At 57.5% G+C, this 25665-nt stretch carries 16 protein-coding genes and 3 pseudogenes; 13 read left to right on the forward strand and 6 right to left on the reverse strand.

The window, feature by feature from the left end; all coding sequences use genetic code 11:
• The first annotated feature begins 15 nt into the window (after positions 1-15).
• The 7 genes and pseudogenes from OKW35_RS24630 to OKW35_RS24660 all read left to right on the forward strand — a co-directional run.
• Entirely contained in the window at positions 16-795 is a 780-nt protein-coding gene (locus tag OKW35_RS24630) for an HpcH/HpaI aldolase family protein (protein WP_429553361.1), read from the forward strand.
• Between the two features lie 123 nt (positions 796-918).
• Complete coding sequence (locus OKW35_RS24635) at positions 919-1701, forward strand: amidohydrolase family protein (RefSeq protein WP_429553839.1); 783 nt, start codon at positions 919-921, stop codon at positions 1699-1701.
• Between the two features lie 231 nt (positions 1702-1932).
• Positions 1933-3264, forward strand: coding sequence for an MFS transporter (locus tag OKW35_RS24640; RefSeq protein ID WP_429553362.1), 1332 nt, complete (start codon positions 1933-1935; stop codon positions 3262-3264).
• 76 nt (positions 3265-3340) lie between these two features.
• Positions 3341-6814: an indolepyruvate ferredoxin oxidoreductase family protein gene (locus tag OKW35_RS24645; RefSeq protein ID WP_429553363.1), complete on the forward strand. Its 3474-nt coding sequence runs from the start codon at positions 3341-3343 to the stop codon at positions 6812-6814.
• Positions 6815-6864: 50 nt separating this feature from the next.
• Positions 6865-7416, forward strand: a complete 552-nt coding sequence (locus OKW35_RS24650; RefSeq protein WP_429553364.1) for a hypothetical protein — start codon at positions 6865-6867, stop codon at positions 7414-7416.
• A gap of 95 nt (positions 7417-7511) precedes the next feature.
• Positions 7512-8567 (forward strand): porin, encoded by a 1056-nt coding sequence (locus OKW35_RS24655; protein WP_429553365.1) that lies wholly within the window; start codon positions 7512-7514, stop codon positions 8565-8567.
• A 24-nt stretch (positions 8568-8591) separates the two neighbouring features.
• Positions 8592-8747, forward strand: a pseudogene (locus OKW35_RS24660) (IS6 family transposase); the annotation flags it as partial.
• 21 nt (positions 8748-8768) lie between these two features.
• On the opposite strand, the gene OKW35_RS24665 reads toward OKW35_RS24660, so the two are convergent.
• The 4 genes and pseudogenes from OKW35_RS24665 to OKW35_RS24680 all read right to left on the reverse strand — a co-directional run bounded on the left by OKW35_RS24665 (position 8769) and on the right by OKW35_RS24680 (position 12853).
• Positions 8769-9272, reverse strand: a complete 504-nt coding sequence (locus OKW35_RS24665; protein WP_429553880.1) for a hypothetical protein — start codon at positions 9270-9272, stop codon at positions 8769-8771.
• Between the two features lie 44 nt (positions 9273-9316).
• Positions 9317-10204 (reverse strand): SMP-30/gluconolactonase/LRE family protein, encoded by an 888-nt coding sequence (locus OKW35_RS24670; protein ID WP_429553366.1) that lies wholly within the window; start codon positions 10202-10204, stop codon positions 9317-9319.
• Between the two features lie 582 nt (positions 10205-10786).
• Positions 10787-11566: an HpcH/HpaI aldolase family protein gene (locus OKW35_RS24675; protein WP_429553367.1), complete on the reverse strand. Its 780-nt coding sequence runs from the start codon at positions 11564-11566 to the stop codon at positions 10787-10789.
• A gap of 271 nt (positions 11567-11837) precedes the next feature.
• Positions 11838-12853 (reverse strand): annotated as a pseudogene (locus OKW35_RS24680) (IS110 family transposase).
• A gap of 227 nt (positions 12854-13080) precedes the next feature.
• On the opposite strand from OKW35_RS24680, the gene OKW35_RS24685 reads away from it, so the two are divergent.
• A complete protein-coding gene (locus OKW35_RS24685) occupies positions 13081-13980 on the forward strand; it encodes a LysR family transcriptional regulator (RefSeq protein WP_429553368.1) in 900 nt (299 codons plus the stop codon).
• 195 nt (positions 13981-14175) lie between these two features.
• On the opposite strand, the pseudogene OKW35_RS24690 reads toward OKW35_RS24685, so the two are convergent.
• Positions 14176-14337, reverse strand: a pseudogene (locus tag OKW35_RS24690) (IS256 family transposase); the annotation flags it as partial.
• A gap of 24 nt (positions 14338-14361) precedes the next feature.
• On the opposite strand from OKW35_RS24690, the gene OKW35_RS24695 reads away from it, so the two are divergent.
• From OKW35_RS24695 to OKW35_RS24705, 3 genes are all read left to right on the forward strand, one after another.
• Entirely contained in the window at positions 14362-14655 is a 294-nt protein-coding gene (locus tag OKW35_RS24695; RefSeq protein ID WP_429553369.1) for a hypothetical protein, read from the forward strand.
• A gap of 891 nt (positions 14656-15546) precedes the next feature.
• A complete protein-coding gene (locus OKW35_RS24700) occupies positions 15547-17700 on the forward strand; it encodes an ATP-dependent nuclease (protein ID WP_429553370.1) in 2154 nt (717 codons plus the stop codon).
• Positions 17700-19493, forward strand: coding sequence for a UvrD-helicase domain-containing protein (locus OKW35_RS24705; RefSeq protein ID WP_429553371.1), 1794 nt, complete (start codon positions 17700-17702; stop codon positions 19491-19493). Before OKW35_RS24700 ends, OKW35_RS24705 begins: the two co-directional genes overlap by 1 nt.
• A gap of 1010 nt (positions 19494-20503) precedes the next feature.
• Here OKW35_RS24705 and OKW35_RS24710 read toward each other — a convergent pair.
• A complete protein-coding gene (locus OKW35_RS24710; RefSeq protein WP_429553372.1) occupies positions 20504-22138 on the reverse strand; it encodes a tetratricopeptide repeat protein in 1635 nt (544 codons plus the stop codon).
• 563 nt (positions 22139-22701) lie between these two features.
• On the opposite strand from OKW35_RS24710, the gene OKW35_RS24715 reads away from it, so the two are divergent.
• Both OKW35_RS24715 and OKW35_RS24720 read left to right on the forward strand, forming a co-directional pair.
• Positions 22702-24186: a hypothetical protein gene (locus OKW35_RS24715; protein WP_429553373.1), complete on the forward strand. Its 1485-nt coding sequence runs from the start codon at positions 22702-22704 to the stop codon at positions 24184-24186.
• On the forward strand, positions 24183-25661 hold the full coding sequence (locus OKW35_RS24720; RefSeq protein ID WP_429553374.1) for a hypothetical protein: 1479 nt from the start codon (positions 24183-24185) through the stop codon (positions 25659-25661). Before OKW35_RS24715 ends, OKW35_RS24720 begins: the two co-directional genes overlap by 4 nt.
• Positions 25662-25665: the final 4 nt, after the last annotated feature.

The raw sequence follows: 25665 nt of genomic DNA on the forward strand, positions 1-25665 counted from the left end.
CAAGAGGGAGACAGCATGAACGCAGCGGAACTCGTAGAACGCTTACGTGACCTGCAGCCGGTGATTGCGCTCGGCCTACGGGCATCACGTACCCCGGACGTCATTCGCTGGGCGAAGGCAGCGGGATATCACGCGATCTGGATCGATATGGAACACAGCACCCTGCCCGTTGATACTGTGGCGCAGCTGTGCTCGTGTGCGCTCGATCTCGGCTTGACGCCCTGGGTGCGGGTGCCTGAGCGCGACTATGGCACGATTAATCGTGTGCTGGATGGCGGGGCGCTCGGCATCATTGTGCCGCGCATCGAGACAGCCGCTGAAGCACGCCTCGCGGTCATGGCCACGCATTTTCCTCCGCTGGGGCAACGCTCGCAGATTGCAACGCTGCCCTACCTCAATTTCGACCGGGTGCCGGCGCACGAGCTCAACCGACGCCTGAACGAGGCAACGATGCTCGAGGTGCTGATCGAGACCCGTGCAGGGATCGAAGCGGCCGATTCGATCGCTGCGATCGAAGGCGTCGACATGTTGGCGGTTGGCTGTAATGACCTGGCCGCCGACATGGGACATATCGGAGAACTGACGCATCCGGAGGTGATCGCGGCATGCCGCCGGGTGATCGCAGCAGCGCAGCAGCACGGCAAGGTCGCGATCATCGGCGGCATGCCGGAGTGCGAATCGCTGAGCGAACTGCGGCGCGACGGCGCCGCCAATTTCAGATTTGCCGGCATCGATACCGATGTCTTCCTGGCGGCACTGCGCCAGCGGGTCGAGCAGAGCCACGCAGTCCTTTAATTCACCCCTTTCGTTATTTCCCGGATCATGGAAGAGACTACGCTGATATCTACCCCTATGCGCGACTTGAACACGCTGTCGCGACCGTCCTTCGACGTGCCTGCGCTCGCTTGCGATGCGCATATGCATGTGTTCGGTCCACTCGAAAAATACCCGAGCATCGAGCATCTCCGTTACACGTTGCCGGACGGCACATTCGAGCACTATCTGCAACTGATGAACGCGCTGAAGCTGGAACGCTTCGTCATTGTTCAGCCGAGCTTCTATGGCACCGACAATCGTTGCCTGATCGATGTGCTGCACAGGGCCGGCTCCATTGCGCGTGGCGTCGTGATGATCGAGGAGGGAACCGATGCGGCCACCCTGGACAGTTTCCATCGTTCGGGCGTACGTGGAGTCCGGCTCGACCTGTTTGCCCGCGCCGGTTTGCCCACGATGGAACTCGAGCAGTACATCACGCGTATGTCGAGACTGTGCGCGAGCCTGGGCTGGCACCTGCAATTCTATGCGCCTGGCTGGGTCGTGAGAAACCTGATCCCGTTTCTTGCCGACGTACGAACCGATTTCACCATCGATCACATGGGCTACATGCTCGAAGAAGACGGGCTCACCGCCAACGATTTCGATCGTCTTCTTGCGCTGCTCAAACACGGCAATTGCTGGCTGAAACTGAGCGCACCGTACCGGATCGCCAAGCATCGCGGTTACGACGCGGTGGCCCCGATGGCCCGGGCCATCATTGCCACCGCGCCGCAAAAGCTCATCTGGGGTTCCGACTGGCCGCACGTTCCGGATTCGACGCGCGACACGGGCGAATTGCTCAACCTGCTCGCTGTCTGGACCGACGATATTGCGGTTCGCCAGCTGATCCTCTCCGATAACCCGGCGCGGCTCTTCGGCTACTGATGCGAAAAAATCGCTAAAACGTGGCCTGTCAGCCGAACCCTGCCTGCGCCGGATGGTTACGGGTATTTGCATCGAACCCGCAGAGATTCGAGCTTTACGAACGTGAGTTATCCAGATGCCTAGACGGGTGGCGGCAGCATACGACGTAACCGCCCAGGACGCCCCCGGCACAACCGGCACGCGAGGGCACGCGCGCTGGCGGAAAAAAATGCCTGCCTTCAGGAGACATGCATGATGAAACAGTTCGATACACCCGCTACCGCCGGTCTACCCGCCACTACAGTGCTATGGATCACGCTCGTCTGCTTTGCCATATCGATGATCGATGGGCTCGATACGCTCATGCTGTCGTTCATCGCGCCGCTACTCGCAAAATCGCTGCAGATTGATCACGCTACGCTCGGGCGTGTGTTTGGCGCAGGATTTGTCGGGACGATGCTCGGCTCAATGACTGTCGGCCCGGCTGCCGACCGATTCGGTCGCCGCCCCATGCTCGTGCTTGCACTTATCGTCACAGGTTGCTTCACGCTGGCATGCGCGTTCGCCAGTTCAGCGGGGACGCTCGCCGCACTTCGCTTCGTTGGCGGCGTGGGGATGGGCGGCGCGATTCCGCCCCTTGCCGCAATCGTGGCAGAAAGTAGCTCACCGCAGCGCCGTTCGTCGCTGGTGATTCTGATGTGTATCGGCTTCCCGGCGGGCGTGGTGGTGGGTGGCTCGATCAGTGCGGTGCTGATGATGCAGTACGGTTGGCAGTCCGTGTTTCTGATGGGCGGCGCTAGCGCACTGATCGCACTGATCCCGGTCCTGCTCGTCATACCGTCACAGTCGCCATCGCGACCGCAATCCGTCGCTCAGAACGACGCCCCGACGGCTAGGGCAATGTCGGTCCGGACATCGCGACGCCCCCAAGCCATCGGCAATCCTCTCGGTCAAGGACGGCTGCCGGCAACGCTCGCACTGTGGTTCGGCGTGCTGGCGAGCTTTATCGTGTCCAGCTTCCTCATCAGCTTCATTCCAACGATGCTGAATATGAACGGTGTGGCGCCTGCCCGTGCGGCATTCGGGGCGATCGCGCTAAACATTGGGGCAATCTTCGGCGCATTGGTGATTTCGGTGATTGCCAGAAGGATGGAGCCTTTTGTTCCCGTGGTGATTGGATTTCTCGGTAGCGCCGTTCTTACGTTTGTGCTCGGCCACATCATCACCGCCGGGAACGTCGCGTTCGTCATGCTGTTTGCGGTGGGCGCATGTCACATCGGCTGCCAATTGACATTCCCGGCGATTGCGAGCGCGCTGTATCCGGTCGAGGCACGAGGCGCGGGCATCGGCTGGGCGATGGCGCTCGCACGTGCGGGCTCGATCATCGGACCGATGGTGGGCGGCATCCTGCTTTCTGAACGTCTCCCCTTCGCGCAGCTGTTCACGTTTACCGCCGTACTTGCCGTATGTGGCTCGCTGGGAATCGCGCTCGCCAATCGCTGGCGGCTTCGGGATAACGACGCCCAGATGGGTTCCACAGCGTCCGTCGTCATCACCGATTTAGAGATGAATCATGGGAAATGATATGCAAGCATGGCGCGAAACAATGGGATTGCAAAGAGCGGCCTGCGGCGATTCGATCCATGACCAAGGAGTGAACATGGCACTGCGCAAAGTTACCCTTGACGACAAGTATGCTCTCGACGGAGGGCGCATCTTTCTGACCGGCGTCCAGGCGCTGGTGAGGCTGCCCCTCATGCAACGGCGGCGCGATGAGGCCAAGGGACTGCATACCGCCGGCTATATTTCCGGATACCGTGGCTCTCCGCTTGGAACATATGACACGGAACTGGGGAAGGCGAAGAAATTTCTCGCCGATGCCCGTGTCGTGTTCGTACCTGGCGTCAACGAAGACCTTGCCGCCACCGCGGTATGGGGTTCACAACAGGCTGAAACCGACGGTGAAGGTAAATACGACGGCGTATTTTCGATCTGGTACGGCAAGGGCCCTGGCGTCGATCGCAGCGGCGATGCGTTTAGACACGCCAACATGGCCGGCAGCTCGAAGCACGGCGGCGTTCTGGTTCTGATGGGCGACGATCATACGGGCGAGTCTTCGACCACCTGCCATCAATCCGAATTTGCGCTGATAGACGCGGCCATTCCGATCCTGAGCCCGAGCGGTGTGCAGGAAATTCTCGACTATGGCCTGTATGGCTGGGCATTGTCGCGCTATTCCGGTTGCTGGGTCGGATTGAAGTGCGTAAAAGACACCGCGGATGCATCGGAAGCCATCGACATCGATCCGGAGCGTGTAGAGCCTTTGCTGCCCGGTAGCTTTGATATGCCGCCGGGCGGACTCAACCTTCGACAACCTGATACGCCCCAGGAGCAGGAGTACCGGCTGCACAATTTCAAGCTGGATGCGGTACGCGCGTTCGTACGCGCCAATAGGCTCGACAAGGTCGTGCTGGGGCAACGCCAGCCCCGCATCGGTATTGTCACGCACGGCAAGAGCTACCTCGATGTTCTGCAGGCGATTGATGACCTCGAAATCGGCGAAACAGAACTCGCGTCGATAGGCGTTGCGATCTATAAGATCGCGTGCACCTGGCCGCTGGAACCCGAAGGGCTACGCGAGTTTGCGACGGGCCTCGATCTGCTGATGGTGGTGGAGGAAAAACGCAGCCTGCTGGAATCACAGATCAAGGACATTCTCTATGGTGCTGCGCATGCGCCGGTCATCATCGGCAAACAGGATGAAAACGGCAAAAAGCTGTTTCCGGTCGAGATGTCGCTCAGCTCCGTGCAAATCGCCATCGCGTTGGGACAGCGGCTGGCGAGTCTTGCCGCGGACAACAGGATTGCGGAGCGTGTCGCGCTTCTCACTGAACTGACTCGCATCGAGCTCGCCCCGGAGCCCATGCTGCGCAGCGCCTACTTCTGTAGCGGCTGCCCGCACAACTCGTCGACCGTCATCCCGGCAGGCAGCAAGGCGTATGCAGGCATCGGATGCCACTGGATGGCGCAGACGATGGATCGCAACACGCTCGGCTATACGCAGATGGGCGCTGAGGGGATGGCGTGGGTGGGAGAGGCGCCGTTCTCGAAACGTACCCACATGTTCCAGAATCTGGGCGACGGGACGTACTTCCACTCCGGTCTGCTGTCCATTCGGGCCGCGATTGCGGCAAAAACGAATATTACGTTCAAGATCCTGTACAACGACGCGGTTGCAATGACGGGCGGGCAGCACCATGACGGTCAGCTCAGCCCGGTGACGATTACGACGCAGGTTCGCGCCGAAGGCGTTCAGCGCATCGCCGTCGTTTCCGACGACCCGTCGAAGTATCCGGCAAAGGCTGGCTGGGCAGCAGGCGTGACGATTCATCACCGCTCCGAACTGCAGAAAGTGCAAGAGGAATTGCGTGAAATCCCGGGCGTGACCGTGCTGGTGTACGACCAGACATGCGCCGCCGAGAAGCGCCGACGGCGCAAGCGCAAACAGTTTCCGGACCCCACAAAACGTCTCGTGATCAACGATCTCGTGTGTGAAGGATGCGGTGACTGTGGCGTGAAATCGAACTGCGTGTCGCTGGTACCGCTGGAAACCGAGTTCGGCCGGAAACGCGAGATCGATCAGTCCGCCTGCAACAAGGACTATTCATGCAATAACGGCTTCTGTCCGAGTTTCGTCACCATTCATGGTGGGAACCTCCGTAAGCCGACGCCAGTGACGCCTGACGTCGACCTGTTTCCCGCACCATGCGAACCGGAGATTCCGTCGCTCGAAGAGCGGGTCTTCTCCATCATCGTGACGGGCGTGGGTGGTACAGGGGTGGTTACCATCGGGGCGATCCTCGGGATGGCTGCGCACCTCGAGGGAAAGGGATGCGGCATTCTCGACATGGCGGGGCTCGCGCAGAAAGGTGGTTCCGTGTGGTCCCATCTTCGCTTCGGGAAAAGCCCGGCCGCAATCAAGTCGATACGGATCGCGACAGGCGGCGCGGATGTGGTGCTCGGATGTGACATGGTGGTCGCCGCCAGCATGAAAACTCTGTCCACGACGCGTCACGGCGCAACACGGATGCTGATCAACACACACGAGACGATGACCGGCGCATTCACACGGCATCCGGATTTGCAGTTTCCCGCTGCGGACTTGCGGGCCAGTATTACCCGGGCGGTCGGCCGCGACCATGTCGAGTTCGTCGATGCGATGAAGTATGCGTTAAGCCTCCAGGGCGACCCGCTCGCCGCAAACATGTTCATGCTGGGTTACGCATATCAGCGCGGTTTGATTCCGATCAGGGCCGACGCGATCAACGCAGCGATCGAGCTCAACGGTGTGGCCGTTGCTTCCAACAAACAGGCGTTTCTCTGGGGGCGCCGCGCGACCGCCTCGCCGCATGCCCTAGAAAGAATCCTTGCAGTAACGAAACAGTCGAGAGCATCTTTGCTGATGTCGACGACGCTCGACGAGCTGATCGACCGGCGCGTGAGATTCCTGACCGACTACCAGGATGCAGCCTACGCGGAGCGTTATCGTTCGCGGGTGAACCGGGTTCGCGCGTGGGAGCGCATTGTCGCGCCGCAGCAGGAAACGGTTACCCGAGCCGTGGCTAGCGTGTATTTCAAACTGATGGCGTACAAGGACGAGTACGAGGTCGCCCGACTGCACGCCTCGCGGGAATTTATCGAGAGCCTCAAGCAGCAGTTCGAGGGCAATTTCAGGATCGCATTCAATCTGGCGCCGCCGCTGTTGGCCCGAAAGAACGAATCAACAGGTGAACCCCGCAAGCAAGAGTTTGGCTCATGGTTGTTGCCTGCGTTCAGGTTGCTTGCAAAACTGAAAGTGCTGCGCGGCAGTCCGTTCGACATTTTCGGTTATACGGTGGAACGCAGGATGGAGCGGGGTTTGGTCACTCGATATGAAGAGACGATCGAGCAGATCATCACTCACGGTAACACCCGTAACCATCCGATTGCTTTGCGGGCTGCTTCGATCGCCGGCAAGATACGCGGCTACGGGCACGTAAAGGAGCGGCATTTCCAGGCATTGGATGAGGAATGGCGGAGTGCGGTCGCGCAATTGTCCAGCCATGCCGTCATCGAGTTAAAGCAGGTGGCCTGAGATGCGGCACTCTCTTCCGGCCAGAACAATAACGCATCCGAAAGAGAGACATGCATGCCCCGCTGGTTATCCGCCCTATATTTACGGCAAGCCTTGCCGCCGGCGTTTGCATTGGACCGGCTCGTGCCGCCACCGCAAACGCTGCGTCGGCACACGCCGCCGATTTTGGCGAGCACGATTTTCACTTCTCCGACGGTACATTACTGCCCGCAATCCGGATCCACTACGTGACGTTCGGTACGCCGCAGCGCAATGCCCGCGGCGAGGTGACGAATGCGGTGCTGCTGTTGCACGGCACGACGGGTAGCAGCCAGGAGTTTCTCTCGCCTGTGATGTGGCAGGAACTGTTCGCGCGCGGTGAGCCGCTCGATGCAAGCCGCTATTTCATCGTGATGCCGGACGGCCTGGGGCACGGCGGGTCGACCAAGCCGAGCGATCCCTACGCAACTGCTGTCGAACTGGATTGCCGCCGACGGCCCCGAGGTGCTGAAACTCGAGCAGCTGGCGCTGCCCGAGCCCAGCCCCGGCGAGGTCCGCATCCGCCTCACCGCCATGGGCCTGAATTTTCAGGACATCTAGAGTTTGCCATGTTCGGGCATTGACCCGACAGATGCGCGCGCTGATTCGGCGATGGCCTGAATGCGATATCAAGTCAGTATCCCGGTGGAAGTACCAATATAATAGTTAGGAGACGAAAGTGAAGAATCTGATGACCGCAATGTCGCTCGTCCTGATATCGGGCGTCGCGCACGCGCAATCGAGTGTGACGCTGTACGGTATAGCAGGAGGTGGAGTTAGATGGTCGAACAACCACAAAGGAGGAGCGACATTCCAGTACAGCAGCATCGAGACTCTGAACCGTCTCGGCTTTCGCGGTAGTGAGGACCTTGGCGGCGGGACGAATGCAATCTTTGATTTGGAAAACAGCTATTCAACAGGAACCGGGGCCATGTCTAAAAGCGGGATACTTTTTGACACGGAAGCCTATATCGGTGTGACCGGCAGTTATGGACGTCTTACGTTGGGTCGTCAATTCACCGTTGCGGAAGAGCTCAGCATCGCGCTCGACCCAGATCAAATTTCGGGGTCGAACGTGGCGATTGCGCCGGACGCGTTATTGGTCACCAACTTCTTTACCGGCGACAGCCGGTTTAACAACATGGTGAAGTACAAGGGCCAAGTAGGGGGCGCCGGTTTCGGTGCGAGTTACTCTGTTGGCGGTGTCGCTGGCAATACGCGAGCGGGCAGCAACTACGCGGTAGCGGCCACCTACCAAACGGGTCCGCTGTTAGGAGGCGCGGGCTACCAGAGAACCTATAACGCCGACGCCACACAGATGGCACAGACCTATCAGATCGGCGGACACTGGCAGACCGGACCGGTGCGTGTCTTCCTGTCGTATTTCGAGTTGATGGTTAGCGGCAGCGGCATGAACAGCTCCCAAAGACGAGATCGCGTTCCCCAGGGCGGGATCACGTATCAGGTCACCCCTGCGCTGATTCTGGTCGCGGCCTATTACGACGATATTGCCAGTAACCTTGGCAATGTGAGAGGCGCAAGCGGGCATAAGGCAACTGCCTATGGCATCGCAGACTATTTCCTGTCCAAGCGCACCAATGTCTATCTCGAGGTGGACAGAAACAGTTTCACAGGTGCATACCAGACCGATCCGACCAATCTGGCGGCGTTTAACCGCAATCCAGCAAGCACGGCGGCCACCGGTGTTTCGATCGGCATGACTACCCACTTTTGATCCATGCGGACGGGGCGTGCCTGCCGTAGTGAAGGTGCGCCGCGTGTGCTGATCACCGACAAGCCCAGGAGCCACGCAGCAGCAAACAGCGATATGGGGCTGAACGTCGAACACCGGCGGCACAAAGGATTGAACAACCGCGCGGAGCACTCGCACGAGCCAACGCGAGTGCGCGAGAAAGCCGCCGTATCGCGAGGCCCGTCAGTGCGACGCAGCGGAGGTGCTCGCGAGCAATTCGATCAGATACCGTTTCCAGACTTCCGGGTGCGCAAGTGTCATATGTCCGTAGGACTGGGCAGTTTCGGGCATCTCGACGAAGTGTGCGTGCGGTAACGCAGCGAGAACCTGCTGCTTGACACCGAGATCGGTCGCATTGACGAGGTCATCCGCAAAGTTGACCGCATAGAGCGGTGCTTCGATCTTCGCGAGCTGTGGCGCCGCATCGTAGTCCCACGACGATTCGAACCAGTAGAGTACATCGTTCGCGTCGCTTTTCTGCGCAGCGGCGACTCCATTGCGTCGGCGGCGTGACATAGTCTCCGTTATGCCAGTCTGGATCGTTGCGGATCTATCGCCAGCCAGTGATAGCCGGCTGTTTTCGCGATCTGCCGCGGCGGGCACGCCGCGCAGGCAGCTGATTCCGAAGCCGAGTGATAATTTCCCCGATTGCAACGCCTGCAACGCGGCATTCTGTACGACGGACATCTGACTCTCCCAAGAAAGGATGATTACTGGATCGGATGCCGACGTCAGACCATATGCGAATACATCGTCTTGCCCGTGACCGGCATTCTTGCGGTGAGAATCGAGCCAGACGACGATTCGATGATGTAGAGCAATTTGTTGTCTTCGCCGCCATAAGTGATGTTGGCCGCGTGCAGTCCCACTTCAGTCGTGTTGATGCGGTAAATGGGCTCGCCAATCGGATTGAATACCCATACGGCACCGAGTCCCGCATGGGCCACGATCAGATTACCGGCGCTGTCCGTTGCCATGCCGTCAGGGCCATTGCCGCCCGACAACTGGATGTACAACCCCGTTCTGTCGATCCGGTCGAATGGGCAGCCCGGAACGGTCTCGAGCGGCGCGCGCCAGATGTTGTTGGTTTTCGTGAGTGCGACGAACAAGGACTTCTCGTCCTTGCTCAGCACGAGACCATTCGGACTGGCGAGATCGCGCAGAATAACTTCCGCGCGACCTTCCGGGTCGACGCGGATCACGCGCCCATGCGGGCTGCGAATATCGCTTTGGCCCTGGTCCGTGAAATATAGATAACCATCGCTTGAGAAGAACAGGTCATTCGGTCCGAGCAGCCCCTCATTGTCGACGCGCGAAACGAATTGTTCGACTTTGCCGGTGGCCGGGTGAACGATGACAATGCCATTCTTGTTGTCGGCAACAAAGAGGCGCCCGTCCTTGTGCACTTTCATTCCGTTCGGCTCCCCGTCGTATTCGAGCACGAGTGATACCTGATTGTCGCCGGGCTCGACGCGGAAGATGCGGCCCCACGGGACATCGGTGAAATAGAACGTCCCGTCCCGCGCGACCGCAGGACCTTCCAGGTAGAAACGCCGGCTGCCGAAGCGTCCCGAGATGCGTCCGTTGATGTGAAATTTTTCGGGGAGCCGGGCTAACACGGTTGCTTCAATGAGTTCGGGCGTTGCAAACACAGTCGTCTCCGTTGTCCGTTTTGAGGGCTGATCGATGGCTGCATCTTCGAGCTACCGCTCGACGCGCGCCAATACTTTTCACAGTGGCCCGAGGTCGCCGTGGGTGTCGATGGACGCATGAGTCCTTGTCTCCTGGTTTCAATAATTACGTCAGCAACGTCGTGCCGCCGGTTCACCGATCGGCTACGAGCGCCGCCGGCGTTACGTGTTTTGCCATGAAGATACCCATCTATTGCGTTGCGCACCAATACATCTTTTCTTTAACGGTCGATATCTTTTACGTATCGCGACGACCTGCAGTCGGTGCCTCCAGCGGAACGGCGATTGCGCTAAGTATAGGCAGACGCAGCAATGGACTTGCTGATATGCACCGCGTATCAAAACGCAGATGCTCGGGTATTTTTCGAGTGGACCGAACACATGCATATGCGCATCGCAAGCGAGCGCAGGCACGTCGCAGGACGGTCGCGACAGCGTGTTCAAGTCGCGCATAGGGGTAGATATCAGCGTAGTCTCTTCCATGATCCGGGAAATAACGAAAGGGGTGAATTAAAGGACTGCGTGGCTCTGCTCGACCCGCTGGCGCAGTGCCGCCAGGAAGACATCGGTATCGATGCCGGCAAATCTGAAATTGGCGGCGCCGTCGCGCCGCAGTTCGCTCAGCGATTCGCACTCCGGCATGCCGCCGATGATCGCGACCTTGCCGTGCTGCTGCGCTGCTGCGATCACCCGGCGGCATGCCGCGATCACCTCCGGATGCGTCAGTTCTCCGATATGTCCCATGTCGGCGGCCAGGTCATTACAGCCAACCGCCAACATGTCGACGCCTTCGATCGCAGCGATCGAATCGGCCGCTTCGATCCCTGCACGGGTCTCGATCAGCACCTCGAGCATCGTTGCCTCGTTCAGGCGTCGGTTGAGCTCGTGCGCCGGCACCCGGTCGAAATTGAGGTAGGGCAGCGTTGCAATCTGCGAGCGTTGCCCCAGCGGAGGAAAATGCGTGGCCATGACCGCGAGGCGTGCTTCAGCGGCTGTCTCGATGCGCGGCACAATGATGCCGAGCGCCCCGCCATCCAGCACACGATTAATCGTGCCATAGTCGCGCTCAGGCACCCGCACCCAGGGCGTCAAGCCGAGATCGAGCGCACACGAGCACAGCTGCGCCACAGTATCAACGGGCAGGGTGCTGTGTTCCATATCGATCCAGATCGCGTGATATCCCGCTGCCTTCGCCCAGCGAATGACGTCCGGGGTACGTGATGCCCGTAGGCCGAGCGCAATCACCAGCTGCAGGTCACGTAAGCGTTCTACGAGTTCCGCTGCGTTCATGCTGTCTTATATGGACGCCTCCCGGTTTGCCAGGTGATATTCGGTGTGTGACGGACAGGATGAGGTTGCAGACTTATATCCGGCCTGTGGTGCGGATGGTGATCCGCTGGCCCTGATGGAATCTGCCGGGGAAGTCCTCATCTCCTGCGAGTCCTCGAAGGACAAGACAGAATTCAGGTTTGCTTCCCCGCGGTCCGACCTGTTTCGCCATCACATGTATATCAACCTGCGCAACCTATTAGCGACCACGTCTCCATAGTTAGTTGATCTTCTACGCAGCGTGAGCCACGTAACCAGATTGGTACGTTCGAGCGTGGGCAAGCAGCGCCCAGATCGTGCGTGCCGTTTTGTTTGCGAGCGCGACGACCACTACATTGAACGGTCGTCGCGCGAGCAAACGTTGCAGCGCGTCGCTCAGGTGCTTCGGATGCGAGAGCACTGCGCGCGCGCCGTGAATCAGCAAGGTACGCAAGTACACGTCGCCTCTTTTGCTGATGCCCAGCAGCTTGACGCGACCTCCCGTGCCGCTTTGCCGTGGCACCAGACCGAGGAACGCGGCGAACTCGCGCCCGGAGCGAAACGTACTCGCCTCGCCGATGGTGGCAATGGCGGCAGTCGCCGTGAGCAGGCCCACACCCGGAATGGCGGCGAGCCGCGTGGCCCCTTCGTCCTGGCGCAACCATGCTGCGAGCCGGTGTTCAATGGCACGGATGTCGCGCGTGAGCGCTTCGATACGCTGCAGTTGTTCGCGAAGCGTGTCGATGACCATGGCGGGCAAAGCGTCGGCCAGCTCGCCAAGCATGCGGGCCGCGTCGTTCATGCTGTGCGAGCCGCGATGCACTGCCGCGCCAAACTCGTACAGCAAGCCGTGCGTCTGGTTAATCTGCATGCGACGCATCTTGAGCAGTTGTGCGCGCACGCGGTGCAGCGTCAGCACCGCTTGCTGCGCTTCGCTCTTCACAGCGACGAAACGCATCTCCGGCCGTTGTGCAGCTTCCCAGATCGCCTGCGCGCTGCCACATCGGTCTTGTTGCGCTTCACAAACGGTCGGACGAATGACGGCGCAATGAGCCGGACTTGATGACCGAAGCTCGCGAAGCGGCGTGCCCAGTAATGGGCGCTGCCGCACGCTTCCATCGCGATGAGCGCGGGCGCCTGCTTCGCGAAGAACGTCACGAGCTGTTCGCGCTTGAGCTGACGACGGTTGATCTCGCCTGTGTCCATGTCTACCCAGTGCACCTGAAAGACCCGCTTTGCCAGGTCCACGCCAAACGTCGTAGTCTTCATTTCGAGCCCTCCTTACCCTCAGTGGTCGTTTTGACACCACCACTTTGGCACTCTGATGCCGTCGGGTATAGCGAGGGCTCCGCCGTTCCTACTGCCTCTCCTATCCGACGCGGGAGGGAGGCGTCCATACCATCTCCCTCTTGTTCTGTAGGTGATGCACAGTATCGCTTCTTAAACAGTTTTCATTTATTCTTTGGATAGGGGTTACTGATTTAGAGAGTAAATCAATGAACATCCGGCATCTGGAATACTTCGTCACTCTGGCCGAGGAGCTGCACTTCCGGCGCAGCGCCGAACGCATCGGCATTACGCAGGCGCCGCTGAGCCTCGCAATTCAGGCGCTCGAGGCCGATCTCGGCGCGCGGCTCTTCGACCGGACGCGCCGCACCGTTTCTTTGACCGAAGCGGGGGTTGCCCTACTTGACGACGCGCGCGCGATCATTGCTCGCGTCGAACACGCGAAGGAAAGCGTCTGGGAGACCGTGAGTGGAGAAGTCGGACGCCTACGGGTCGGTTTCACGAACGCATCGACGCTATTGCCGATCTTTCCGCACCTGATTCACGCATATCGAACGCAGCGGCCGAGGGTCAAGATCGAGTTGCACGATCTGTCTTCATCGAGACAGATCGAGGGAATCGGGCAGCGCGAGCTCGACGTCGGCTTACTTCGCCTACCTGACGGCCCACAGCCGCCAGATATCGTATTTGAACCCTTGACGGAGGAACCGCTCCTACTCGCCATGCATGCACGGCATCGCCTGGCCCAGGCGAAGTCAATCAGGATCATTGATTTGCGTGACGAGCCCTTTATCGCCTATCCGCGCGGCGTGGCGCTCTTCAGCCAGATTCTCGCGCTGTGCGCGAAGCGCGGCTTTGAACCGAATGTGGTTCAGGAGACGGAGCAAATGTCGACGACAATCGGGCTTGCCGCGACCGGACTAGGGGTATCGCTAGTACCGGCTACGCTACAAGTCATTGCTTTTCCCGGCGTGGTTTTCAGGAAACTGAACGACAAGGACGCGATGACCCGGATTTATGTTGCGCACCGCTACGGGGACGCGAACGCGCGTGCACGGCAGTTCACGGAACTGGCATTGGCACTTGATAGGCGGGTATTGTCAAATTAAGGATGGCCGGCCGGACGAAAACGCGGTGCGTGAGGAAAGATCTTTATCGCCGCCATGCAGGCCAAACTGACCCGGCCAGGACCTCAAACGGCCGGACAAGGCCGCCGGGAAGGTCTTCACGCGACTCAGAAAGACCAGACAGCAGATGATTGATTTAAAAGGATATTGTTTTAGGGGTGGACCGCAAAGCCTTGTCGCGCCTAGAGGCCGCTCGATCAGCGCCTTCTTGAACGCGGCAGAGGCAGCACGCACCGTCTCCGCCGTCATCGGCCCCTTCACGAACTGATCAATCAATTCCTTTGGAATCGACGGCAGCGCCGGCTGGGCTTCGGTGCCCGGTTTGGGTTTGCTTGGCATACTTCGCTCCTTGAGCTACATGTTATGCATTGCACACAAAATTTCTTTGCCCGAAAGGCGGTCCGCAGTTACGTCGATTTGCCGCATTTCGGCAAGGATGGCTTCAGCTTTCGATGCGCTCCGCCCTCTGAACGCGACCGTCGCCCCACGAGCGGTGAGTTGCAATTAGATTCCTTCGTCAATTCCGCCTGTGACGACGGATACCTTGCCGCCAAGACCGCTCATTGCCTGTCGCCTTCAGTGCTGCGTGACATGCATCCCGATGCCTGCTATCTCGCTTACCGGCTTGTTTTGGCGGTGGAACAGGGGGATGGTTGAACAGACGCAGGACCTTATCCGCTTCCCGGCAATTGCCCGCTCGTCCGTGATACGTACAAACCGCTGGCTCCGCGCGCGATTAGCTGGCAATTCGCTCTGAAGATGCACAGCTGATGGACTGCTGAAGACGTTCTAACTCGTCGAAGTCTGCAAGCACGAACTCCAAAACCCATTCGTGCCGTTGATCTCGGGGGAATCCTACAAGGCTTACCAGATAAGGCTGGTATCGCAAAGCTAGCAGTGCGGCTACCCACCTGGCTACCCAGCTGCGTCCCAGCGCCGATTCCAGTCTCAACAGCCATACTGTACGCCGCTGCAGACTGCACCGGAGGCCGATAAAGATTGAGGGGAGAGGATTGAAATCGCTGGGATGGAGGTCGCGTCATCGGCCATAGGAGTCACGCGGCCAGCCTCGAGCGGATGACGGGAACTGACGGCAAAGCGGTCGCCGCGGTCCGATCAACTTGGCGTTCGCGCGACATAGCGGAGGGACGCCCTATGATTGCGAACAGAGATTCCCTACCGAAATGAATAGAAGTTGCGCCCGAGTTGTGCAGAGATAACCTGAGACTAATTGCAGCATGACGATTGCCCGGATCATGCGAGGGCTTTGCAGAGGCGGCTTCGTCTGCGACAACCGTGCGAATGTCAACGTGACAAAGAAGATGGACCGACGTGGATGCGGCAAATGAGGCCGGAAGTCGGTCCTGACGGGCGGCCGGTGCGAAGACGACCCGCTTTCGCGATTGTGCTGACCCGCTGCGTTCTGTTTTCGGACTCGCGGGATCGTGTCGCCAAGGCAACAGCACGCACGGTTATACAGCAGCGCTGGCAGTGCACGGTTAAGCTGCCGGTGTACGATGGCATTTTACTTGAGCGTCCGTAGCTGAAATGCATATCTCCAAGCTGACCGTAGTGAATTATCGCAACTTCGCTAGAGCACGCCTTGTTTTCCAGAAAGGCGTCAACACGATCATTGGTGAAAACGGATCTGGAAAGTCCAATCTTTTTCGTGCGATTCGGCTCTTGCTCGACGATACGATGGTTCGGTCCGCCTACCGTCTGGAGGAATCGGATTTTCATCGCGGACTCGACAGCTGGCAGGGACATTGGATAATAATTAGTGTCGAGTTCAGCGACATTGGCCCTGACGAGGCCATTCAAGCACTGTTTTTACATGGAACAGGCGTTGTTCCGGCGGCGACAGCAGCACTCGAAGAACCCATCGGCCGAGCCACCTATAACCTTATTTTCCGTCCCAAGAAGGACGTGCGATTGAAGCTCGCTGCCGTAGATGACTTTGATCGGCCATCGCTTGACCTTCTTCGCAGCCAAATCACGCTCGCAGACTACGAGACTGTATTTACTGGCAGAAGTGACACGGATTTTGCAGATCCTGTCGTCTACCAGCGGATCGTGGGCGACTTCAATCAAGCGCTGACTGGGCCAGTGGACGATTCCGCAATCGGTGCGCGGATACCTCAGGTGCTGTCGCTCACAAAAGAGGTGTCGCTCACTTTCATTCAGGCGCTGCGTGACGTGGTTTCTGAGTTTCACAACAACCGCACGAACCCGCTACTAGCACTGTTGAAGGCTAGAAGCGGAGAGATCCCCCCGGCCACGATGGAGCCGATCGTAAATAGGGTGAAGGAACTCAATGCTTCGATCGAAGTCCTGGATGATGTTCAGACAGTGCGATCGGAGATCCGGAGCACTATGAAAGACGCTGCGGGCGAGACATATTCACCGGCAGCCATGTCCATCAGGTCCGACCTACCAGACGAAGCTGAAAGACTCTTCCAGTCATTGCGTTTGTTCATAGGTGAGGCGGAAGGACAATACGAGGGGCCGATTCACGAACTGAGCCTTGGCGGCGCAAACCTTATCTATCTAACTTTGAAGCTTCTCGAGTTCAAGTATCAGTCCACGCGAGAGCCGGTAGCAAATTTTCTGCTGATCGAAGAGCCCGAAGCTCACATCCACACGCACATCCAGAAGACCCTTTTTGACCGAATCTCGTACGCAGATACGCAGATAATTTATTCCACACATTCGACTCATATATCTGAAATCAGCAAGGTCCGCAGCGTTAACATACTCGGGAAAACCGGCGAAGCTTGCGAAGCATACCAGCCGGCAACAGGCTTGACGCCCACCGAGGTTACCCACGTGCAACGGTATCTGGATGCCGTTCGCAGCAATCTTTTGTTCGCACGAAGCGTGATTCTCGTCGAGGGCGACGCAGAAGAAATTCTGATCCCGGTCATGGTCAAAAAAGTGCTAGGTCTCAGTCTCGACGAACTAGGAATTAGTCTGATAAACGTGCGGAGTACCGGTTTTAAGAACGTTGCATTGTTGTTTCATGACGAACGAATCCGCAAGCGATGCAGCATCATCACTGACCTAGACAGCCTCTTTATCGATCCGGCGCCTGCGATCGGTGACGCAGAACCCATCACCCGCTTCAAGAGAAAATGCCAGAACTCACACGATAAGGGTCAAACACGCAAGGCGGATTTAGACGCCTTCGTTGAGGGCAACGACTGGCTTGCCGCTCACTACGCAACACATACGTTTGAAGTCGATTTCGTACTAGCGGGCAATGTGGATCTTGCGTGTGCCGTCGTCTCCCAAGTCTACATTGATCCCGACACGATCTCGATAGCTGAGGCTGACTTGCGGTCCGGGGACCGATCGCGTTATGGGCAGCGCATGCTCACCATGGCATCAAATGAAGGGAAAGGCTGGTTTGCGATTCTGATGGCAGATGTGTTGGACGCCACTACTGCAGTTCCCCCATACATCCGGGAGGCAATCCTGTTTGCGCGCTCGGAATTTTCCCGTGAGATCTACTTCAACATGTACAGCTATCGGCTCGATCGGGCGGTTCACGTCGCAGCTGCAGGTCTCGCAAGCGAAGAAAATGCAAGAGCCGTTCTTCAGCAATTTCGAGATGGTGCAATCGACTTGAGCGTTCTGCAACGTCAGATGGAGGCCGCAATGCCCGGGGATCGAATCCATGATTTCTTCTCGGATCTTCTCTAGTGTTCACTTGGGACAATCGCGAACTCAATGAGGAGCAGACTGCCGCGATCCTCGAACCCGGCAATGTCTTCCTCGTCGCTTGCCCGGGGAGCGGCAAGACAAGAACACTGACGTATAAAATCGCTTACGAGTTAGAGAGTCTGACAACAGATCGAAAATTTGTAGCTGCGATTACGTATACCAACCGTGCTGCCGACGAGATTGTGAACCGAATTGAGGAATTGGGAGTTGACACAGCACAGCTATGGATAGGAACTATCCATTCGTTTTGCCTTGAGTGGATTCTGAAGCCGTACTCGATCTACCTTCCCCGGTTGGCTCACGGATTCAGGGTGATCGATCTACATGAGCGGGAGAAGCTTTTCGACAGTCTTTGTGCTCCTTATGCTGGTCAACGGATAACACATTACGACTGCGAATACTACGTCACCAGCGACGGTCTTCAACTTTGCTGTCCAGAGACAGCGAAACATCCAAGTGTTAGGAATATTCTAAGAGAGTATTTCACGGCTCTACGAGCTAACGGACAAATCGACTTTGAACTGATCCTCTGGTATTCAAGCCGGATACTGATCGGTCATCCCGCGATAAGGACAACGCTATCTCTTATCTTTTCCCTTGTCCTTGTCGACGAATACCAAGACACGAAGCAGATCCAGTATGCGATCATAGGGTCAATATTGCGTGCCGGTGCTGGGCGGGCCCGTCTGTTTATGGTGGGCGATCCTAACCAAGCCATATATGGATCGCTAGGCGGATATCCGATCGCTCTCGAGGAGCTTCGCGAATTGACACAGCTTCCGATCACCCCACGGTCGCTCTCTCGGAACTACCGGTCATCGAAGCGCATCGTTGGTTATTTTGAGCAGTACAACATTCACGGCACCGTGATCGAAGCCGTCGGCGAGAACGAGGCATATCAAAGCGTTATAAGCTACAACAGCACGATTCCCAAGACCGATCTTGTCAACGAGATTGCGCGGTTGATCAGGCACAGCACACAAGTTCTTGGCATAAGTGCAAGCGAAATTTGTGTTCTCGCGCCGCAATGGATACATCTCGCGGCTTTGACGAGGCGGCTCGTCACCGAAGCGCCGGAATACTCCTTCGACGGTCCAGGGATGGCACCATTTTCCCGGGACATCGAAAATTTCTGGTACCCGGTCGCTTGCCTTGCTCTTACTAGGCCGACCCCATCCACTTATCTGCGGCGACTAAGGTGGGCGGGTGAGGTGCTAAGCGCGTTGAGCGAGGTCGGCGTGGTGCTCCATCAGATCAACCGAAAACAATTCCTCAAGCACTGCAATTCAATACACATCGCAGAACCCGACGGGCTTTGCTACCTTCGCGAATTCTTCGACTCACTCTCTGCGCTGGTCAACCTCGACTACAGCATGCATCAGCATCTTCAGGAGCACCACACTGCATTCTTCGAAGCGTCACTCGCGCGGGTGGAACGGCTGGAACGAGAAGGCGTGCAGGGAAGTCGAGCCATTACATTCTTTCGGAAGGTTTTTGAAGAACGCTCTGGAATCACTGTATCAACGATCCACGGCGTGAAGGGAGCGGAGTTCGACGTGGTAATAGCCTGCGCGCTACTGGAGGGGATGGTTCCTCATTTCAACGACCCTAACGGGGCAGCAAGTGCCCGCAAACTGCTCTATGTCACAGGGTCGCGAGCCAGAAAAAACTTGCATCTAATTTCAGAGACCGGTAGGCGGCGTGGGAACTGGGGTAACTACACAGCCACAGCGGTGCTTGAGAACTATGATTATCAGTATGGCGATGCCTAGCGGAAGACGGCACATGTTTCCTGCTGGCTCCTCAATTCACATGCCGATGATGCAGCGCTGGTTTGCTGCCGTTCACGAACCGCGGCCCGTGAATGTTGTTTTTCTTTATCAAGCATATCGCACCGCATTACCCGGACGATCACGGATAAAGTCTCTTATGAATCAACTTCTTGCCACGGTCCTGGACGACAAGCCCATTCCATTGGCGACTTGTGAACGACTCTATGAGCTAGCGTGAGGAGTCTACTATTCCGGGGAAACGGCAAAGGATCACGTAGCGCCGACTATCAGTTTCATGCGGAGGCACGTACAGAATGGAGCACCACCGTTCGGCATGATTCGCCTTCGTCTAAAGAGAATGTGTGAAGTACTGTCTAAGATCTATAGAGACGACGAGCGTGTGAAGAACGATTTTCCATACTGCGCCGACAGTACTCCCTTGGAATCGTATCCCGAAGGGGCATTCGCCGTCTCACCGGCGAAAAGCCGGTGACACAAGTCCGATGGACCCTCGATCGCGTAGGATGTCCGTTTTCGGCTTGTTGTGGTGGACTCTTATGGATTGATCTGAGCCGAAAAGCATCAGGCGATAGCCGGCCATGAACTGTTGGTCGGCACGCGAACGACTTGAGGTTTGGTTCCGCGACGATGGCAAAGGGCGACGCAGGTACCTCTGTGCTCGATGCAAGAATAGATAAATCCGTATCGCTTTTTCTTCATCGCTGACAGTTGGTAGCTATCAATCAAGGCCGGCATGATCTTACATCGACCGGGAAGGTAGCGGCAGGTCTTCTTGCTGCCTTGGAGTTTGGGCCTGCAACGAATGCAAGATCTTTCAGGTAATCTAACAATCTCTGTACAACGTAAAAAAGCGTACCGGATAGTACGCTATTGTGCTAGCAGTTCGTGAGGCAACTGATTAAATGTTTCAACCGGAGACCGTTATCAGCAACTCAAAATTACGAGTTCAGGATGACGATTCAGCATGGATTGGAATGTTGCCAACTGAGTCACAGATCGTCCGGCGTTCTGTTTTGCTCGAACCATGCGGCGCTGCTCGCATACATTTTCAAAACGGCCGGGTCAGTTTCCGACGAAAGTTTCCGATGTATAAAGCTTAGGGTTTTTGCCTTATCGGTCGAAAACTGATAGGCAAGCCACATTGCCTCAAGCGCTTGGCCTTGGCGATTCTCTTTGGCTAGTGTGACTGCCAAGGGGGCCCAGATGGTCGCTCGTCTGGCGTTGAGCGCCAATGCTGTAACCGCAGTATCTTCGGCCTTGATCTGTTCGCCATTTGCGGAGTAGGCGAAAGCAAGATTGCTGAGCGTTTCCTGATCACCCGGATCCGCCACGGCGGCCAGTTTGAAGAATGTGACCGCAGCACTGGCGTCGCCAGCATTGAGCGCCGTAAGCCCGTTCTGATTAAATTTCCGGGCGTTAGCGCGATCCCCGCGTTGCGGCTTTGGCAGCACGTCCATGGCGAGAGCTGCATCCATCGCAGCGGCCAGATTCTGTTCTTTCGCGGCACGGAGCATTGCTTTGGCACAATCTGCAGGGTTTTGGCAGGCGGCGCTCTGTGTCGGCGGCGCCGGTTGCGGAGGCATGGTCGCCGGTGCGGCTGTGGTTGGTGCAGGGTCGATGGCGACTACTTGGGCTGGCACATTTGCGGCGGTGTCAATCTCGCCGGCATTCGTAATGGATATTTCCGTGTACGACGCGTCAGGAGCGCGAGTATACGTGCACGTGACGCCACCACGGCTCACTTGACCCCGAGGCAATGGGTCGAGTTGAACTACCCATGCCGACGGAGTCACTTTGCACGCGGCAGTGAGCGCCGCTCGCACGACAGCGGGGGCTACTTCCGGTCCGACACGCATCACAACATTGTTGAGCGCTCCGCGCGTCGACCAGTCTGCCGTCAAATAATTGATTGAAAGGCCGTAGAAAGAATTTTGCATATTGAGCGCACCCTGGTCGCGATAACGGTCATAGAGCGCTTTGTCCGGTGCCGAGGGATCAATGGCGGCCTCCAGCATGTTTTTGCTGGAAAATGGCATCGACGCGACGTTGGGTTTCGATACACCTTCGCCACCGCCATTTGCAATCGTGCCTTCCTGTTGATTGCTGACCCATCGAACCGGGACTGCCAGAATGCGTTGCCGCTCAGGGCCGGCCGGGAGGAATTCTCCATTTACCTGAGAGATTTCTTCTATACCTTGCAGGTCCACTGATGTGACCAAGGAGCAGTGGCTGGACCAATAAGACATGGTGGCCTTCGACTGCGGGCTGAGCCGGCCACTAAGATGGGAACTGTCGATGACGTTGCCGGCTGAATCTCGCGTCACCAGCTTGATCCAAAGTTTGGAGAAGTTTACGCCTGTGTGGTTTTCCACATCGAAATTGATCTTGCAATAACCAGTGCTATTAGGTGCCTCTTTGCCAGACAGGACCGCACCGATCCACTCTTCGGGCGCGTTAGCGGCAGATATAACCGTTTGCACCCGGGGGGCGTTCGAGGCGTTGGCGCTCCGTTGCGACGAAGGAAGCACCGTAACTCCCTGATCGGATGTTTTTTGGCATGCCGTGAGAATGCCAAGCACTGCGCTCAGCAGCCCAACTCGAAGTGCAATTGATTTCGTGTTCATGTTTGGTCTTGTCCAGCAGCTTTTTATCTGGTATATCCGCGCGACCCCGAGCATCCGGGCGTGTGCCGCTTTGATTTGCTTGACAGCACCAAGCTCTCGCAACGCTAAACAGTGGTTAAAGCGGTCGTTACCTCTTGTCCAACGGTTGGCTGCCGTTGCTTTTTATCATTCATTTCGGTGTCGCGGTCGCTGCTTTAGCTTGCTTGGCAAGAATCGCAAACGTTTGCGGTATAGAGTGGGCGCGCGCGTACCCGGGAAATAGACGCCCAAGCCAGAATTTTTGTCAAAACCTAAAGCAATCCGCCGAAATGCCGATAATGGCCGTAAAGTGGACCGCCGTCATTTTAGGCTAGCCTTAGAGTTCGACGGAGCAATTTTGCGGCAATTGCACAACGCGCGTCTAGATTTTGCATCACGTTTATGTGGTCGATCTTTGCGGTGATATGATTTGCGCCAAATTCGGCGCGGCGCCGTTTCGTGAAGGTGCTCAGCATGATGGATTCGATTACGCGGCCAAAAGAGTTCGTAGGAAACTGTGAATGAGCCCGCGGATGAGAGAAAAGATGAAAGAGAAGGATGAAGAGTGGGAGTTGCCTTCGGGCGTGTGGGTAGTGACCAACGACGCGTTTTCATTGATAAAAACGGCTTGCGGACGCCCTGTTTCCGCGCACGCTTCCGGAGCGGACGTTGCTGCGGTATTGGGTTCGACCTTTGATGATCAGGCACGCCCGATATTCTATCCTCCGGAATTCGAGTTTTCTCCGGCGACAGGCAAGCCACTCGGCAAGCCGTCGCCTACCCTAGGCGGTTGGGCGCCCCCCTTCGGCAATGCGTCTGTCGATTCAGGCGGCTATTCCGACGCGCGGGGCTTGCGCCGCACGCCGCATGCCCTTGTGCTGGGCGACCCGAAGTCTCGCAGCGCCGAAGGAAACTCCGATGACTCTATGGAAAATCCGCCGCCAGGCGAATATCAGTTTTTCTCGGTTCCGTTTGGGGCGTCTGGCGCTACGCTGATTGCATTTGATCCGCTCAAGGGTACGTTGTTTGCGAGGCTTCCAGCGTCGCGCACCTGGCGGCCGGTAGAGGGCGTGGGGCGTGCGACTGTTGCCGAATGCTCGCTTCCGCATCATGCCTGGCGCGCAGAAATTATCAAAGACAGTACCGGTCCAGGAAGCGCGTTGTTCGTCGCAACTCAAGCTGGCCTCACGCGTATTGCGATTGATGTTGCGTCGCTCACTTATGAGGTCGTTGACGTTGGCAGTGCTTCTGCCGTCGGCGCGCCGATCGCATTTAACAACCGTGTCTGGGTTCCATTGCAGGCGGGAAATGGTCCGATTCGCATTGTTGGCGTGGACCTGGAAGGCACGTTGGAGAGTGACCTGGAAGTCGCTGCGCCCGAAGGGGTGAACATCGATGTCTCGGAAATCGGTTTGCCAGTGTCATACGGCAGGGCGGTGGTATGGGTTTGCGAGGGCGGTCAGTTGCGCGTTCAAAAGCAGACTGATGGTGGCGCAATTGCAACCTTTTCGCCATGGCCCGCGAATGTCCAACCGTGTCTTGATTTCGGAAGTCCCTATCTCAGCAGCAGCGGGCAACTGTGGCAAGTCTGCTTTAACACTGCAACGGACCGATACGTATGGGTACGTATCGATATCCCTCAGGCAGAAGTTTCAACTGCGACCACATTGCGTCTCTGCTCGGGCATGGTTAATTTCCGGATTAAATCAAAAACGACGATGCCGCCGTGGGAAGAGCCAGAGCATACCGACGATACCGCGTCTAATGACTTCGTGATCCCGCTGCTTGAGTCGTCGGCGAGCGATGTGGTTATCGGCTTGCGTCTTTCGAGCGAGGCGGGTATCGCAAAAGCGTTTGAAACAAAAGAACGCATGCCGTATGCGTTGTGCTACGACGACAGCCACAACGAAGTCACTTTCTTCACGAGCACTGCCGCGGAGCCGTGGCGTATCCGCCTCTTCGTTCACGATCACAAGCTGTGGGCGTACCACTCGCGGGCAAAACGCATTGAAGGGTGGAATCTCGCATGAAGATATGGCTTCGTATTGCCGTCGCCGCTTTGGCGACGGGCGTATTCGAGTGCGCATCAGCGGCTGGCATCCAGCAAGCTTTTCTCGTCCAGAATTCTGGGTGGATGGAGCCGTTTTACTCCGATCCTGCATCACAGTTCAAGCCGCTGATAGCAGCCGTCGCGCAGTCTGCGGCATCAGCCGACGATCCGGTTTTCCTGATGGCGTTCAGCCAGAGTAGCGGCGCGAACGTCTCGCCGATGCTCCTCGAATCTGGTAAAGGTGCCGCGGGCATCAGCGGACCCTTACAGTCTTTAGCCATTGCGCATAAGGGTACGGGCAGCGCGCTCGCGGACACCGATTTCAAGGAAGCGATCGTAAAAACAATTTCGGGGCCGTTTCACACGGCGCCGGGGATTGTTTGGATTTTCACAAACAACAAGAACAGTCCTGGCAACGATCAAGCAACGGCCGCGCGCAATCTCGATTTTTACAAGTTGCTGCATCTTGAGCCTTCCATCACCAAGACGCTGGTATTTCCTCTTCGAATGCCAGTCAAGGGAAAGCTGTACCAGGCCGAAGGGATGATGGTGTACGCCTTGGCGTATGGAGAGCCTGCTGCGCGGGCGCTTGATCAGATACTCAAGAACGGGCGGCTCTCCCAAGTGTTGACCCGGCCGCCCGCTCGGCTAAAGCCGCTTGATCTGGACGCAGTGCGGATTGTTCCAGAGTCGGTCGTGAATTCGCCGGATGTACATGCGAGCCTCGGGCGTGACCAGCGGACGTTAGTCCTTGACGTGAACGCTGGCAAAGTGGTGCCGACTGTTGTCATGCGCGCATCGCTGCAGAATCTGTTTTATCCGTATGTCATTCAGCATGCGTCTGCAACCGCGGCCGTGGCGCTACCGGGACGCACTGTCCCGGTCGACGTGTCGCCCGCTACGATTGACGGTCTTCAACCCGGCGAGCGCAAATCCGTTGAGGTACGCCTTGCGCTTCCAATGGAAAAAGTGCCTTCTGCCTGGTCTGCGCAAGCGCTCGCCGCGATGGGCAAACAGGTTCTCGTGCCTATGACTGTCAGCCTTGCGCTCAGTGGGCAACAACTCGGCCTCTCTGACGACTTCAAATCGCAACTGAGCGAGGAGTTCCCAGGGGACCCAATTTCTGACATCTTCTCTGCGCCTTCAAGTGTGCGGGGTTCGCAAGCGATAGTGCCCGTCGTGCTGCGTATTCAATACCCGTTATTGCCTCTTATCGTTGTGATCGGAGGTGTTCTCGCATTGATTGCCGCGCTTGTCGCGGTTGCGTTACTGTCCGCACGTAGCAAGCGCTACCCGCTCGTCGCGGATGGCGAGGCTCGGCATGTGGTGCTGAAACCCTTCGGCAACCTTGATATCCGCGACGCTAACGGAGTGACGATCGGGACGGTAAAGCGACGTTTTGGCCGACCGAGTGTTACCAAGGTCGCCGAGGGCCACTCCTTGATCCTTCGATAGTCGC

It is taken from the genome of Paraburkholderia sp. MM5477-R1, from assembly GCF_050436385.1.
GTDB classification, from domain to species: Bacteria; Pseudomonadota; Gammaproteobacteria; order Burkholderiales; family Burkholderiaceae; genus Paraburkholderia; species Paraburkholderia tuberum.